At 39.9% G+C, this 14881-nt stretch carries 17 protein-coding genes and 1 pseudogene; 15 read left to right on the top strand and 3 right to left on the bottom strand.

Annotation, left to right across the window (positions count from 1 at the left end):
- Positions 1-17 precede the first annotated feature (17 nt).
- Genes hypB through NSQ94_RS16985 form a run of 3 tightly spaced genes read right to left on the bottom strand, consistent with a single transcriptional unit; the run spans position 18 to position 1582 of the window.
- On the bottom strand, positions 18-713 hold the full coding sequence (hypB, locus tag NSQ94_RS16995; protein ID WP_063387610.1) for a hydrogenase nickel incorporation protein HypB: 696 nt from the start codon (positions 711-713) through the stop codon (positions 18-20).
- Positions 706-1062 carry a hydrogenase maturation nickel metallochaperone HypA gene (hypA, locus tag NSQ94_RS16990; protein ID WP_063387609.1) on the bottom strand — a complete coding sequence of 119 codons (357 nt, stop codon included), beginning with the start codon at positions 1060-1062 and terminating at the stop codon, positions 706-708. Before hypA ends, hypB begins: the two co-directional genes overlap by 8 nt.
- Positions 1055-1582, bottom strand: coding sequence for a DUF1641 domain-containing protein (locus tag NSQ94_RS16985; protein WP_063387608.1), 528 nt, complete (start codon positions 1580-1582; stop codon positions 1055-1057). The genes hypA and NSQ94_RS16985 overlap by 8 nt, the downstream gene beginning before the upstream one ends.
- Before the next feature lie 495 nt (positions 1583-2077).
- On the opposite strand from NSQ94_RS16985, the pseudogene NSQ94_RS16980 reads away from it, so the two are divergent.
- The 15 genes and pseudogenes from NSQ94_RS16980 to NSQ94_RS16910 all read left to right on the top strand — a co-directional run.
- A pseudogene (locus NSQ94_RS16980) lies at positions 2078-2138 on the top strand (ArsR family transcriptional regulator); the annotation flags it as partial.
- 213 nt (positions 2139-2351) lie between these two features.
- Positions 2352-3053: a GntR family transcriptional regulator gene (locus tag NSQ94_RS16975; protein ID WP_117017256.1), complete on the top strand. Its 702-nt coding sequence runs from the start codon at positions 2352-2354 to the stop codon at positions 3051-3053.
- A 282-nt stretch (positions 3054-3335) separates the two neighbouring features.
- Positions 3336-3758 carry a phosphonate C-P lyase system protein PhnG gene (phnG, locus tag NSQ94_RS16970; protein WP_144598232.1) on the top strand — a complete coding sequence of 141 codons (423 nt, stop codon included), beginning with the start codon at positions 3336-3338 and terminating at the stop codon, positions 3756-3758.
- A gap of 16 nt (positions 3759-3774) precedes the next feature.
- A complete protein-coding gene (gene phnH, locus NSQ94_RS16965; RefSeq protein WP_327847871.1) occupies positions 3775-4374 on the top strand; it encodes a phosphonate C-P lyase system protein PhnH in 600 nt (199 codons plus the stop codon).
- Positions 4374-5480, top strand: a complete 1107-nt coding sequence (locus NSQ94_RS16960) for a carbon-phosphorus lyase complex subunit PhnI (RefSeq protein WP_339194128.1) — start codon at positions 4374-4376, stop codon at positions 5478-5480. The genes phnH and NSQ94_RS16960 overlap by 1 nt, the downstream gene beginning before the upstream one ends.
- 15 nt (positions 5481-5495) lie before the next feature.
- Positions 5496-6359 carry an alpha-D-ribose 1-methylphosphonate 5-phosphate C-P-lyase PhnJ gene (locus NSQ94_RS16955; protein WP_339194130.1) on the top strand — a complete coding sequence of 288 codons (864 nt, stop codon included), beginning with the start codon at positions 5496-5498 and terminating at the stop codon, positions 6357-6359.
- Positions 6352-7197, top strand: a complete 846-nt coding sequence (locus NSQ94_RS16950) for an ATP-binding cassette domain-containing protein (protein WP_063387914.1) — start codon at positions 6352-6354, stop codon at positions 7195-7197. Before NSQ94_RS16955 ends, NSQ94_RS16950 begins: the two co-directional genes overlap by 8 nt.
- A gap of 36 nt (positions 7198-7233) precedes the next feature.
- Entirely contained in the window at positions 7234-8412 is a 1179-nt protein-coding gene (gene phnM / locus NSQ94_RS16945; protein ID WP_066248156.1) for a phosphonate metabolism protein PhnM, read from the top strand.
- 22 nt (positions 8413-8434) lie between these two features.
- The gene (locus NSQ94_RS16940) at positions 8435-9085 is read left to right on the top strand and encodes a DapH/DapD/GlmU-related protein (protein ID WP_162877053.1); all 651 of its coding nucleotides are present in this window, start codon (positions 8435-8437) and stop codon (positions 9083-9085) included.
- Entirely contained in the window at positions 9063-9791 is a 729-nt protein-coding gene (locus tag NSQ94_RS16935; RefSeq protein ID WP_063387911.1) for an ATP-binding cassette domain-containing protein, read from the top strand. The genes NSQ94_RS16940 and NSQ94_RS16935 overlap by 23 nt, the downstream gene beginning before the upstream one ends.
- Positions 9792-9901: 110 nt before the next feature.
- Positions 9902-10957, top strand: a complete 1056-nt coding sequence (gene phnD / locus NSQ94_RS16930; protein WP_339229725.1) for a phosphate/phosphite/phosphonate ABC transporter substrate-binding protein — start codon at positions 9902-9904, stop codon at positions 10955-10957.
- Positions 10958-10978: 21 nt separating this feature from the next.
- The gene (phnC, locus tag NSQ94_RS16925) at positions 10979-11743 is read left to right on the top strand and encodes a phosphonate ABC transporter ATP-binding protein (protein WP_144598237.1); all 765 of its coding nucleotides are present in this window, start codon (positions 10979-10981) and stop codon (positions 11741-11743) included.
- Between the two features lie 14 nt (positions 11744-11757).
- Positions 11758-12543, top strand: coding sequence for a phosphate/phosphonate ABC transporter permease (locus tag NSQ94_RS16920; protein ID WP_327847868.1), 786 nt, complete (start codon positions 11758-11760; stop codon positions 12541-12543).
- Positions 12544-12597: 54 nt separating this feature from the next.
- Positions 12598-13449: an ABC transporter permease subunit gene (locus NSQ94_RS16915; RefSeq protein WP_144597269.1), complete on the top strand. Its 852-nt coding sequence runs from the start codon at positions 12598-12600 to the stop codon at positions 13447-13449.
- 38 nt (positions 13450-13487) lie between these two features.
- Complete coding sequence (locus NSQ94_RS16910; RefSeq protein WP_144597141.1) at positions 13488-14354, top strand: PHP domain-containing protein; 867 nt, start codon at positions 13488-13490, stop codon at positions 14352-14354.
- Positions 14355-14881 lie beyond the last annotated feature (527 nt).

The following is a 14881-nucleotide window of genomic DNA, read 5'->3' as shown; positions in this document are numbered from 1 at the left end:
TTCATCTAAAATTTTGCTTATAGAGAGCCGGACGAATGAATAAATGCTGATTTATCCGCTTCCAGCTGTGAAATCCATTCGTCAATTCCTTCTCCTGTGCGAGCAGAAACTTCGTGAATGCGAATGCCTGGGCGCACCTCATTCAATGCTTCATAAAATCGTTTTCGCTGAAAATCTACCGCTTCCGCTAAATCAATTTTTGTGATAATCGCCGTATCAGCACTGTTGACAATAGTCGGATATTTTACCGGTTTATCCTCGCCCTCTGTCACGGAAAAAAGAACTACACGCTGGTTTTCTCCCAAGTCATAACTTGCGGGACAGACGAGATTTCCAACATTTTCGATAAAAAGGAAATCAAATGTTTCCAACTCCCAATCTTGCAACGTTCGCTCAATCATTTCCGCTTCCAGATGGCAAACTGTGCCAGTAGTAATTTGGCGCACTTTTGCTCCACTTTGCCGCAAGCGGTCCGCGTCGTTTTCAGTTGCTAAATCGCCAACTAAAGCGGCTGTTCGATAGCGTTTGCCAAGGCGGGTAAGCACTTCTGTAAGCAGCGTCGTTTTTCCCGCTCCAGGACTGGAAACGAGATTGACGACATAAACGCCCACGTTTTGAAACCGCTTTCTTAATTCTCTAGCAAGGAGATCATTTTTCTTCAAAACATTCTGGCGAATTTCAACAATTCGAGGATTCAAGGTCAAATCATGCATTTTCTTCTCCACCTTCCAAAGCGTACAATTCCATCTCTCGTCCCGCAAGGACTTGGCCAGTTTTTGTGCCGCACGTAGGACAGCGCATAGGAAGCGGTTCAGGCAAAATCCGTTCTTCTTGGCAGTTGGGACAGAAAATGGTCACGGGGACATCTTCAATAATAAGTTTAGCCCCTTCCAAAGAAGTTCCCTGAACAACCACATCAAAAGAAAATTCTAAGGCTTCTTTTACGACACCTGATAATACTCCAAGCTTTAAAAACAGCGCTTTAACTTTCTTTATTCCCGAATTTTCCGCCGCTTCTGCCGCCAATTCAACTAAGCTTTGGGCAATAGACAACTCATGCATCGCTGATCTCCTTCGATAAGTTTCGTGCAAAATTAAGGACGAAATTAAGTGCAGGCTGTACTTCCGGATCGCTTAATGTCCGCATCAGACCAATAATTCCCACACGTTTTGTTCCCGTTTCCGCTGCTTCTTTAGAGGCTTGATACAATGAACGCGACACCTTTCCAATTACTTGCACCGAGCGCACGTCCAAAACATCGGACTTGATCAGCTCTTGAACTTGCGGAGAATCGAGGAATTCTTGCATTTTATGCAACGCGGTTAAAGCATTCTCAAAACGCGTAACATATTCTGGTCTAGATATGCTTTGTCGCAAAAGAACGACAAGTTCATTGATCGAATCAGCAAATTCCGGTCCGCGTTGAAGGAAATTTTCCAGCATATCCAAAAGGAACGTTACATTCTCCAGCTTATCAAGCAAGTGGATTAGCTGCTCCATCGTTCGCGGATCTGAAAGCTTTTCAACCAACAAGTGATCAATGGACGTCTCCATAACCGCTCCTTTCCCGGCCTCCCCCATTTCGATTCCTCCTTCTTGGTTTTTACAGAAAAAAGTGCGTCATTTTGGAAACATTGTTGTCTTTTTTTGCTAGCTGTTAAAATAATAATACAACAATTCAGAATATTTTAACACCATATTTTATAAAAACTATTTCAAGTTTTTGCTTCTTTGCTAATAGAATCATTCGTTGACCATACTGGATATGAAAATATGCAAAGAGGTGAACGAAATAAAAAACTATCAAGTAAAGTTGTTTCAAGAATAGTGATAAGTTGTGGAATAAAATGATGAAAACTGATCAATACCTTTACCGATAAGGGTTAAATAGAATGGGTTTAGTAAAGAGCTTGAAAATTTTAGTATTTTTTGATTCATATTTTCCAAAACTGATCCGGCTCTACACAAGAAACAGAAAGGAATTTTATGGAACATGGATGGAAGGAACGTATTTCAACTCGATTGAAACGTTCTTAATGCTTTCCAGGAGGGTTTTACACATTGCGTTTGCAAGCTTCTTGAAGTGTTTGACATAAGTCAGCCGTCGATTAGCAAGCATCTTCGCAAATTAGATTAATATAATGCAGCAAAACTTTATTTATCAGCATCTAAAGCAAATTAGCAGTTGGATCCTCTATAGACTATAAAATGGGCTTGGACAGTTCCAGTTACTTAAACTATACTGAATGTAACCAATAGAAAGTGTAGCAAAAAATATTTTTCAAAGCGCAGTTTTTGAACTGCCGTGTGAAAAAATAGCAGGTCAATTTCAAAGCGGGGTAGAATGCAGATGGCAGAAGAAATGGAGATCATTGATAAAATCATATCAGATATTCATTCTGGCAGGTATGGGGCCAATGATAAATTACCATCCGAAAATGAGCTTGCTGACTATTTTAACGTTCCGCGAATGACAATCCGCAAAGTATACGAAAGGCTTCAGGAGATGGGATATATTTATTCAAGACAAGGAAAGGGCAGCTATGTAAAAGATCGGCAAATGCAGATTCCGCTTGTTCTTTCCGGGGATGAAAGCTTCAGCAGGAAAATGATTAGACTTGGGCACCATTTCCGATCGAAAAACATTTTTTGCGAAGAAATCGGCTATAATAAAGCAATCTTTCATTCTCTCGGTGCTGAGGAAACGGATCGAGTATTTAAAATAGGCAGGCTGCGCATTGTCAATAATCGACCAATTGCCTTGCATATTTCCTACGTGGCGAAATCCGTATTTGATGATATTGATTTGTATGGCAAGGAAATCACGTCCATGTTTGATTATTATCAAAAGAAAGGCTTCACTGAATTTGAATCGAAGTCAAGCGTGTTAAAGGTTTTATTTCCGACTAAATTCCTATGGGAAATTCTTGAATGCACCAGTTTAATTCCGCTTTTAGTGTTGGAGACAGGATGTATCGATAAAAAAACCGGAACGGTGCTTGAACATACAGAAATTTTTTATCGGAGTGATTGCTTTAACTTTGTTATATAAAAAACTTTTGCTTTTGGGTATGTCCGATAAGTCCCTAAAATCCAACAAGTAGAGGAAAACATGCGTTTTTCTCTTCTTGTTTTTATATGCTTTCGATTTTGGATTGAAAGCAGCAGAGAGATTCATTCAAGGAATCTCTCTTTTTTTGTGTGCTCATTAACATTTTCTTAAAAATGCGTTTGCAAAAAATTAATAGAATTTACTTTTTTTTAAATTTTTTCCACTTGGCAACAAGATATGCTTAAATCAACGGAAGCAAAAAATCATGATGGAGGGGCGGAAATGGAAAGAAGGCGAAGAACAGAAATTTTAATCAACGGAAATAAGAACGTTGCCGCCACATTGGCACAACAAATTTTAGCTAAGTATGAGGTAAAAACGATTGAAAAGCCGAACAACGGTTTAGTAATGGTAAAAGTTCGGGAAACGGCAAAGAACAGTTTGTTCTACTTAGGAGAAGTTTTTGTAACAGAATGTAAAGTGGAAATTAGCGGGTATATCGGCTTCGGCATATTAAAAGGACATGAGCCGGAATTAGCATACCATTTGGCTGTGGTCGATGCAGCTTACAATGCACAATTGCCAGAAACGGAACGATGGAATGAAGTTTTGTTGAAGGAGGAAGCAGCAATTCATGAGCAAAGAAAGAACTCCTTTATGAAAATTTTGAAGACAAAAGTAAATTTTGAAACGATGGATGTTTAAAAGGAGCAGAGGTTGAATGAAATTAGATTTTATTCACGATATTCAACGTGCATATCGAAAAGTTGTTGATTCCATGTCTAGGCCCGGATTGATAACAAATTTAAAAGATGAGGCGGCCAAAGTAGATCTTGAGGCTGGCTGTTTTCCCTCGACACTTGTTCTGGCTGCAATGCTTCTAGATACTGAAGTGACCTTTAAGGTAGTTTCCGAGAAGGAAGAAGAGACAACTCGCTGGATAAACCAACTAACCTATGCAAAAGCTGATGCAGCAGAACGCGCTGATTTCGTTTTTGTACTTTATGACAAAGCTGAAGATGAACTTGGGCAAATATTACAGCGAGTAAAAACCGGCAGTCTCATCGATCCCCATGATTCAGCAACCATTATTGTTGAGGCAGATGCTGTTACGGATGAATGCGATTTCAAATTAACAGGTCCGGGCATTGAAGAAGCAAATTATGTAAATGTTTCAGTAAATGGGAATTGGATGGAAGTTCGACAGCAACAAAACGCTGAATTTCCAATGGGGGTTGATTTAATTTTTGTGGACAAAAATCATCATCTCTTATGTCTGCCAAGGACGACGCAAATTTTATCAGAAGGGAGGAAGCTTTGATGGGTTATGTGGCAGTGAAAGGCGGAACAATTGCCATTGAGGAGTCGATTAAACGGTTGAAATATGAGCGGTTAAAAAAAGGAGTTGTTCTTGACATTGGAAGAATTGAAGCTGGCCTGCGGGGATTGATTGATCAGGTGATGTCAGAGAGCAGTCTATATGACGAAACCCTTGCGGCGCTAGCGATCAAACATGCTGAAGGCAATCTTGAAGAAGCGGTTTTTCTGCTTCGTGCATATCGATCCACTTTACCGCGCAAGCATTATTCGCAAATAGTTAATACAAAGGACATGAGTATCGAAAGAAGGATTTCAGCTAGTTTTAAAGATATACCAGGCGGCCAAATTTTAGGAGCTACAACTGACTACACTCATCGTTTGCTCGACTTTGACCTCATGGAGGAAACAGATGAAGATGCAGTAAATTGGCTTTCGGCCTATGAGAAGGAAACGCTCGACGAAGTGGATGAAAAACATTTTGGCAAACTGCCAAAAGTAAGTGATTACTTAAGAAAAGAAGGTTTGTTCTCGGAGTGTGTAATGGATAATACAGAGCCTGATGATGTAACGAGAAAAAGCTTGACGTTTCCTTCCACCCGCAGTCAACGTCTCCAAGTTTTAACGAGAGGCCAGACAGGGGCGGTGACTTCATTAGCTTATGCCGTCATTCGCGGATATGGAAGTCTTCATCCAACAGTAGGTGAACTGCGTGTCGGCTATTTGCCGGTTTACATCGATAGCCCTTTTCATTCATTTAATGGAGAAGACGATGCTTATTATATTGGGGAAATTAAAGCAACCGAAGTCGAAATGTTAATTCCGGAAACAGTTGAGATCGGGGACGGGAAAAAGGAAATTAAGTTTGAAATCGGATATGGTCTTTGCTTTGGTCAAAACGAAACGAAAGCAATCGCAATGGGGATTTTAGACAATAGTTTGGAGAAGGGAAATAGGGACTATCCGACAGGAGACGAGGAATTTGTCCTTTATCATATTGATTCGGTTGAATCCACCGGGTTTATTTCACATTTGAAGCTGCCTCACTATGTCACTTTCCAATCGAAGCTTGATATTGTACGCAAATCAAAAAGCAAGCAAGAAATGTAAAAAGGAGAGGAATTCATGCAAATCCATTATAATTTTGCTTTTTTCGATGAAGGTTCCAAACGGGAAATTCGAAGAGCCACATTAAAAGCAATTGCCATTCCGGGCTATCAAGTTCCATTTGCATCAAGAGAAATGCCGATTGCACGCGGCTGGGGAACAGGTGGAGTGCAATTAACCCTTTCTCTCATTGGCAAAGATGATGTTTTAAAAGTAATCGACCAAGGCTCTGATGAATCCGTTAATGCGGTAAACATTAAAAAATTGGTGATGAAAACGGCGGGCATTAAAACGACGGAGGAGACGCAAGAAGCAACGATCATTCAATCAAGACATCGAATTCCAGAAATTCCTCTTACAGAAGGCCAGATACTTGTATTACAAGTACCACTGCCTGAACCGCTGCGCGATTATGAACCGAGCGAATATAATACGAAAAGGCTTCATGCGGAGAAAGAATACAGCGGCGCATGGCTGATGCTTTTTGAACAAATCATGAAATACGGGCATATGGCTTCGGATTTTGATCATCCTGTGATGGTGGAAAATCGGTATGTCATGGCGCCGAGTCCTATACCAAGGTTTGATAATCCGAAAATGCACTATTCAAAGGCATTAATTTTGCTTGGAGCCGGTCGTGAAAAGAAGATATACGCTGTACCACCATACACGAAAGTCGTTTCACTTGCGTTTGACGATTATCCGTTTGAAGTGGAGAGCTTTGAAGATAAACATTGCAGACTGTGCGGCGCTACGGGAGTATATTTGGATGAATTGTTTAATGAGGAAACAGGTGAAACCTATTACCAATGCAATGATACAAGCTATTGTTTATCAAGATTAAATGAGCAATCAGAATCAAGAGGTGTTCAACATGGATGATTTAAGCAATCCAGTATTATCGGTCAAAAAGTTAAACAAACAATTCGGACCTGGATGCAGCCAATGCGGAAAGGCGGATTCCGCCGTTTTGGTGAAAAACTTTTGCCCTGTCTGCGGTACGGTATATGCTTGCCGTGATATTTCGTTTGATCTCTATCCCGGTGAAGTATTAGGCATTGTAGGTGAAAGCGGCAGCGGTAAATCAACATTAATGAGACAGCTATATTTTGATCAAGAGGCCACAAGCGGTGAAGTGTATATCCGATTTTATCATGATGGAAAAAAAAACGTATTAAACGAGTCCTCCCAACAAAAACGGTACATTCGCAACCATCTGATGGGGAAAGTTTACCAAAATCCGCTTCTCGGCTTGCGCATGAACTTTTCCTCCATCGGCAATATTGCTGAAAAATTAATTGCGGCAGGGAACAGGAATGTTGGACAGATGGTGTTAAGAGGACAAGTGCTGCTTGAGGAGGTAAACATTCCGCTATTTAGGATGAAGGAGGAGCCCCAAAAATTTTCGGGGGGCATGCAGCAAAGAGTTCAAATCGCCAAAGCATTGTCGAATAATCCGCCGATTCTTCTTCTCGATGAAGTAACGACCGGTCTTGATTTGTCCGTTCAAGCAAATGTTTTAGATTTGATACGGAATTTACAGAGGGAACTGAAGATAAGCATGATCGTTGTTTCCCATGATTTAGGCGTTATCAGAATGCTTGCAGACAGAACGTTCGTCATGCTGGAAGGAAAAATTATCGAGCAAGGGTTGACCGATCAAATTTTGGAAGATCCACAGCATCCTTATACACAGCAGCTCGTCCATTCATTATTATGATCAATTTTTTGGACTTGTGAGAATGGAGGAAAAAACGTGTATCTCATAACAAACGGAAGAATTATAACGGAAGAAACCATTCTCGATGGTTACGATCTTCTTATTGAAGGAGATAAAATTAGCAAAATTGATGGCAAAGGGAAAATCGCTTGGAAGGAAGGAATGGAAGTAATCGATGCGGCGGGCGGATATGTCTCTCCTGGGTTTATCGATCTTCATTCTGACTATATTGAACATATGGCAGCACCAAGACCGACATCGTTAATGAATTTTCATTTAAGTCTTCGCGAAGCGGAAAAAGAATTAATCACCCATGGGATTACAACAATGTTTCATTCACTTTCTATTTATAAAAGCTCGGAATTTTCACATAAACCGATCCGTGAGCCGGAAAATGTCCGGAAATTTATTGAAATGATCCACCAAACTCATCATACAAAGCATTTAATACGACATCGGTTCCATGCACGGTTTGAAATTGACAGCATCGAAGAAGTTGAAAACTTAAAATCGTACATTGCTGAGAGCAAGGTGCACTTAATTTCGTTTATGGATCATACCCCTGGTCAAGGACAATATAGAGATTTAGAAATTTACAGAAAAACGATAAAAGGCTACCAAGAGCTCAGTGATGAAGAGATTGATAGAGTCATTACAAAACATCAGCATAAGGAAAAATTAACACTTGAGGGAATAAAGGAAATTGCAACGCTGGCACAACAAAAAGGTATTGCTATCGCTTCTCATGACGATGACACGTTGGAAAAACTTGAGCTTGTGCAAAGCTTTGGGGCTTCGATCAGTGAATTTCCAATCACCTTGGAAATTGCTAAAAATGCGAAAAAGAAAGGAATGCTGACGGTAGCCGGGGCTCCGAACGTTCTTTTGGGAGGGTCCCACAGCGGAAATTTATCTGCACAAGAAGCCATTCAACACGGGTGTATCGATATTTTATGTAGTGACTATTATCCTCCATCGCTGCTTCATGCTGTTTTTAAAATGAGCGAAAAAAGCGATATCGACCTAGTCGAAATGTTTAAGCTTGTGACGATTAACCCGGCCAAAGCTGTCAAACTGGATGATCAAATTGGATCAATTAAGGAAGGAAAAAAAGCGGATATAGTCATCATCGAAAAAATAGACTTAGATTTTCCGGTTATCACGTCTTGTTTTGTGGACGGCCGTTTAATCTTGAAAACAAATTATAGAATTTAAAGATGATGGAAAGGGAGTTTCTATGATCGAGAAAAAGCTGTCAAAAAAACCTTATATCCATGAACATTGCCAGTTGTTTCATACAGAATTAGGTGAATACACAGAAATAGGGGCTCACAATTATTTAGAAAATGTAAAAATGGGGGATTTTTCTTATACAGGGCAGTTTTGCATCCTGCAAAATGTTGAAGTTGGAAAATTTTCCAATATTGCTGCGATGGTGCGAATCGGTCCAACCGCTCACCCGATGAATCGCCCTACTTTGCACCATATTACGTATCGGAGAAAAATGTATGGAGTTGATACTCATGACGATGAAGCGTTTTTATCATGGCGTAAAGCACAAATCACCTATATCGGCCATGACACATGGATTGGCCATGGGGCAATAATCATGCCTGGTGTAAAAATCGGCAATGGTGCAGTAGTCGGCAGCGGAGCTATTGTGACAAAGGATGTAGAGCCTTATACAATCGTTGCTGGAATACCAGCCAAACCGCTAAGGCGCCGATTTGATGAGCAAACGGTTAAACGATTGGAACGAATCAAGTGGTGGGACTGGTCGTATGAAACGTTGAAAGAACGAATCGACGACTTGTCTCAACATATTGAAACATTTCTAGATAAGTATGAGGGAAGAAGGGAATTCAGTGGAAAACATTTTAACGGTTGAGAGCCTGTCCAAAACATTTCGATTGCACAGTGTAAACAAGGAAATCCGCGCAATTAACAAGATTAGCTTTGTTGTAAAAGAAGGAGAATTTGTCGGTATTACCGGTAAAAGCGGCAGCGGTAAATCAACCATTTTAAAATGCATCTATCGCACATATTTGCCTGAAAGTGGAGACATCTGGTACAACTCAAAAAAGTTTGGCCTAATCAATTTGCGAGAAGCGACGGAAAGAGAAATGATTTATTTACGAAAGCATGAGATCGGATACGTATCACAGTTTTTAAATGCTTTGCCTCGTATAACGGCCAGGGAAATAGTCAAACAAGCAATATTAGAAATGGGGCATAACGATAAGTATGCGGAGGAAGAGACAGAAAAAATATTGACGCATTTTGAACTGGATCCTCAGCTTTGGGATAGTTATGTTGCTACTTTTTCCGGGGGTGAAAAACTGCGGTTGAACATCGCTAGAGCAATGGTAAAGCGTCCGAGACTACTTTTATTGGATGAACCGACGGCAAGTTTAGATGATGAATCGAAGGAAAAAGTAAGAGTATTGATGGAACAGCTCGTTCGCGAAGGGACAACAATGCTGGGAATTTTTCATGATATGTTGTTCATGCAAAACTTATGTGATGTAGAATACCGAATGCTGGACGGGGAAATCATCAAGTATTCTGAAAAAAATCCCTTTACAAAACATTAAAAATTCTTTAGTAATTCAACGGTATGAATTAACAGTTCCTTTACATTCATCCTTTATATTCAATTATAAATGGAAAAAAATCTATTTTGACAAGAAAAGGGGTAATGAATATGAAAAAAATGATAAGGTTTATGAGCATCGCTTTCATCTTGGTCATCTTTTTATCAGGATGTTCATCATCTGCAGGAACAGAAAGCGGTTCCGCTCAAAAAAACGGCGACGATACGCTTACAATTGCATGGTACCCGAATGAATCCGGTGAAGATTTGAAAGCGGCACGTGACGAAATCGCTAAGTTGATTGAAGAAGCAACTGGAAAGAAAGTCGAGCATAAGACGACAACTGATTACATTATTGCCATTGAGGCGATTGCAAACGGAAATGCTGATTTAGCGTTTATGGGTGCACAGGGATACATAGAGGCTCATGACAAAAATGAAAAAGTGCTTCCTCTCGTTGTTCCGAGCGGTGAATCCGGCACACTTGATGATGCCATGTACTACAGCTGGCTTGCCGTAAATAAAGGGGATGAAGACGAGTACAAAAGCGGCTCCGGGTTTTCCATTGATAATATAGCTGGAAAGAATTTTTCATTTGTGTCTAACAGCTCCACATCAGGCTTTAAAGTTCCATCGACCGAAATCGTTTCGTACTTTAGCCAAAAAGAAGAGTACAAAGATTTAACTGCTGAAGATTTATTAGAAGGCGGCGAGGGCAAGTTTTTCAGCGAAGTGCAATATGGAGGCTCTCATCAAGGGTCTGCGGTTAACTTACTGTCTGGAAAAGTAGATGTAGCAGCATTTTGCGACACATGTGTGAACAACTATATTGAATTAGTTGACGGTGAGCAAAATAAACCGGGAGCGGTATATAAAGTCAAAAATGATGCTGCTGAGCCGTTTCATACTGTGCCTGGAAAGGAATTTGTCTTAATTTCAGTCACACCGGTATTGAATGCTCCGTTTGTTGTCAATACGGAAACCGTATCTGAAGAAGATCGCAAAAAGCTTGTGGAAGCTTTTGTTTCTGATGAAGTAGCCAACAATACGAAGATTTTCGTGCCGGAGGATTCTGATTTTAGCGGTTTGTTTACGAAAAAAGCTAATGAGCGTTTCGTTGAAGTAGAGGATTCTTGGTTTGATCCGATCAGAGAATTGTCTAAATAAGGATTTGGTGAGGGATAAACGATGACAGCCATTTTAACATTAAATAACGTGTCAAAACGTTATGGAACCAATACAATGGCGCTTCAAGACATGAACTTTTCTGTAAAAGAAGGGGAATTCGTTTCGATCATTGGTCCATCGGGGGCGGGGAAATCAACCCTCCTCCGGTGTATTAACCGCATGATCGAAGCGTCTAGCGGTGAAATCATATTTGATGGTGTCGACATTTTAAAGCTTGGCAAAAAAAGCTTAAGAAAAGTGAGAGCAACCATTGGAATGGTCTTTCAGCATTACAATCTTGTCACTAGATTAAGCGTAATTGAAAACGTGCTCCACGGAAGGCTCGGCTACAAGTCAACTTTGGCAGGAGCATTCGGTTTATACAGCGAGGAGGAGAAAAAGCAGGCGGTTCATATTCTCGGATTGTTGGGGCTGGAGGATCAAGTGTATAAACGGTGTGATCAGCTAAGCGGCGGACAAAAACAGCGCGTCGGAATTGCCAGAGCCTTAATTCAAAATCCGAGAATGCTATTGTGTGATGAGCCGATTGCCTCCTTAGATCCAAACTCAGCCAAAATCATTATGGATCATTTAAAAAATATTTCTTCTACACTCGGAATTACTTGTATTGTCAACCTGCACCAAGTCGATGTCGCTTTGAAGTACTCTGATCGAATTATCGGTATTAATAATGGAAAGAAAGTGTACGATGGCTCGCCGAAACAAATAACAGAAGATATTGTTCGCAATATTTATGGGTCTGAAGTAAAGAATCTGATTCTTTAATGTAGGTGAAGATCATGCAAGCAGATATCTTTGTAAAAAGAAGAAGAAGCTTCTCCTTATTTTTTTTATTGTTGATTGTGTTAACGTATCTTTCTATGTTTATAACAGATTTTCAGCTTGTGAAAGGACTCGCCTCTGTTGCAAAGGCAGTAGAGTGGGGAGTGACAAATTTTTTTCCTGATGCAAAAGCGATGGAAAAGCTTCCGGATATTTTAAGTAAATTACAAGAAACAGTTTTAATATCAGTCGCTTCCACGACAACAGCAGCTATTTTTGCAACTTTTTTCGCAATATGCGGTTCGAAGACGACGAAAGTGAATGGTTTATTAAGTGCAATAAGCAGAGGAATTGCAACTGTTTCTCGTAATATTCCGGTAGCTGCATGGGCATTGATTCTGCTCTTTTCTTTTGGACAAAGCTCCATTACCGGATTTTTTGCTTTGTTCTTCGCCTCCTTTGGTTTTTTAACGCGAGCATTTATAGAAACGATCGATGAAGTTAGCAATAGTTCCGTTGAAGCATTGCGTGCAACCGGCGCCCAATTTTTTTCGATCATCTTCCAGTCGGTCATTCCATCCAGCCTTCCCCAGATGATCAGTTGGGTATTATTTGAAATTGAAACGAATATTCGCAGCGCGACTTTAGTTGGAATTTTAACCGGTACTGGAATTGGTTTTTCTTTTGACTTGTATTATAAAAGCTCCAATTATAGTGCAGCGAGTTTGGTTGTCATGACTATCATACTGACGGTATTTGTCATTGAATATCTTTCGAATTTGATAAGAAGGGTCATTTTATAACGATGAATGAAAATTTAAGGAAGAAAGGGTGATGATATGAATAATGAATGGTTGATGAAAACTGGAAGCACTCTGAAAGACAGCGGAAAATTAACGCATTCTTCGAAAATAAAAGTGAAACCGTTGACGAAGCAGGCAATTGCCATCCGGCTGACATTGACAGCATTATTCGTTATTACTGTTTATGGCTTTACAATGTTTGATTATGGCGATACAAATTTCATGTCTGGATTAAAAGAAACATTTGCGAATTTTAAAACAATGTTTTTCGAAGCAAGCTTTTCGCGTTTAACTATAACAGAATCAATCTATCAAGTGTTGATAACCTTGGGGCTTGCTTTTTTGACGACAGTGTTCGGAGCTGTTATTGCACTTTTTCTAGGGCTGTTGGCAGCGCAAAATTTATCAAATAAAGTTGTTTCCAATACCATTAAAGCCTTTGTTGCATTTATTCGCGCCGTTCCTACTGTTTTGTGGGTGCTGATTTTTTCCGTCGCTGCTGGTCTAGGAAGTGTTGCAGCTGTTATTGGCATGACGTTTCACTCCATTGGCTATTTGATTAAAGCATATTCTGAATCGTTCGAAGAGTTGGATGAAGGTGTGATCGAAGCATTAAAGGGCTGCGGGGCCAATTGGTGGCAAATTGTGTTTCAGACGGTAATCCCCTCATCAATGACGTATTTAATTTCTTGGACGTTTATGAGATTTGAGATTAACTTTTCCGTTGCTGTTGCGATGGGGGCTGCCGCAGGAGCAGGCGGGATCGGATTTGATTTGTTTATGGCGAGCGGATTTTATTTTGATTTAAGGGAAATCGGAATGATTACTTACTTCATTCTTGTTTTAGCGATCATTTTCGAATTTGTTTCGACAAGAATGAAGGTAAATTTGCGTGAAACTCATTAATTATTTTATAAAAACAGTGAAAGCAGGTGTTGACCGTAATGATTGATTTACATTGTCATTCAAATATATCAGATGGCTCAATGAGTCTATTTGAAGTAATTTCTCTTGCGAAAGAAAAAGGAATCACCCATTTGGCAATTACGGACCATGATACGACAAAAGGATTAAAGGAAGCGAAATATATAGGAGAGCAGCTTGGAGTAACCATTATTCCAGGGATCGAGATTTCGGCTTATGACTATAAAAGACAACGGAGAGCCCATATTTTAGGCTTTTTTGTGGAACCGCATCACGAAGCGATTGAAAACCTGTGCAGCCCGCTGTTAAAGATGAGACACCTGGCATCGTATGAAATGACGAAAAGAATTATGAAAGCAGGTTTTAACATTTCATGGGAAGAAGTAGAACAATTCGCCAAAGACGGCACAGGGGTATACAAACAGCATATTATGCATGCTTTAATAAACAAAGGATACGCTGACAAAATCTATGGCGATCTATATGATAAGCTTTTTTCAAAAGGCGGGGAAGGAAAGCCGCAAGGATTAGCGCACATACCTATACAGTATGTCGATGTGGAAGATGCGATTATTGCCATCCGCGAGGCGGGCGGTCTGCCGGTACTTGCCCATCCAAAACAATTTAACAATTTTGATGCAATCCCCGAGTGGGTTGAGATTGGCTTAGAAGGCGTCGAAGCAGTTCACCCTTTGCATGGACCTAAGGACGAAGAACTTGTCAAATATTATGCGGACCAATTCGAGCTGATCGAAACAGGAGGATCTGATTTTCACGGCTTTTATGGAAATTTTGAACTAGGCAGCAAAGATGCCGGAATGGTTCGATATGAAAAACTTCTCGAACGCTATCAAAAGCTATGTGAAAGCAAGAAAACATTATCGTAAATGTAAGAAGCTCTCAACTTTTATTTTTTTGGAGCCAAGTTAGGAATATAATTCGGGCAAGAAACGCTTCTCTTTTCAATAGTTGTAGTGTGTAAAAAATATGTTCCGTCATTAACAGTGGGAAACAGATGAATATTAAATTGATTCTTTACTTCGGCGATTATTTTAACAACAATTTACAGCCTTTTGTCTTCCAATTATTATCGTTTTGAACGAATAAAGGACTTACATATAAAAAAGTCCTTTATTCAATTTCTTTTCTCCCTTTTCATTTTTCCTGCCAAATTGCAGCGTGCAAGAGATCCCTCAGCAATGAGAACAATAACTGCGGCTTTTTTGACAATTTTTACTCTTTTCCCTATCATTAGGCTTTCGGCTTTTCGGTTTGGAAGATAGAATACAGAAACTGACAACTAAAAATTCCGTTTTGCGCTCATCCTTCAATTATGATTTTCTGTAAGGGCTTCAACAAAATTGCTGGTAAAAGAATCTCATGTTAAAGAAAAGCTCTGTCAATCTATTCCCTC

Origin of the sequence: Aeribacillus sp. FSL K6-2833 (assembly GCF_037965815.1) — a bacterium.
Taxonomy (GTDB): domain Bacteria; phylum Bacillota; class Bacilli; order Bacillales; family Aeribacillaceae; genus Aeribacillus; species Aeribacillus composti.
The sequence above is the reverse complement of the archived record's forward strand: the minus strand, read 5'-3'. Positions and strand labels throughout refer to the sequence as shown.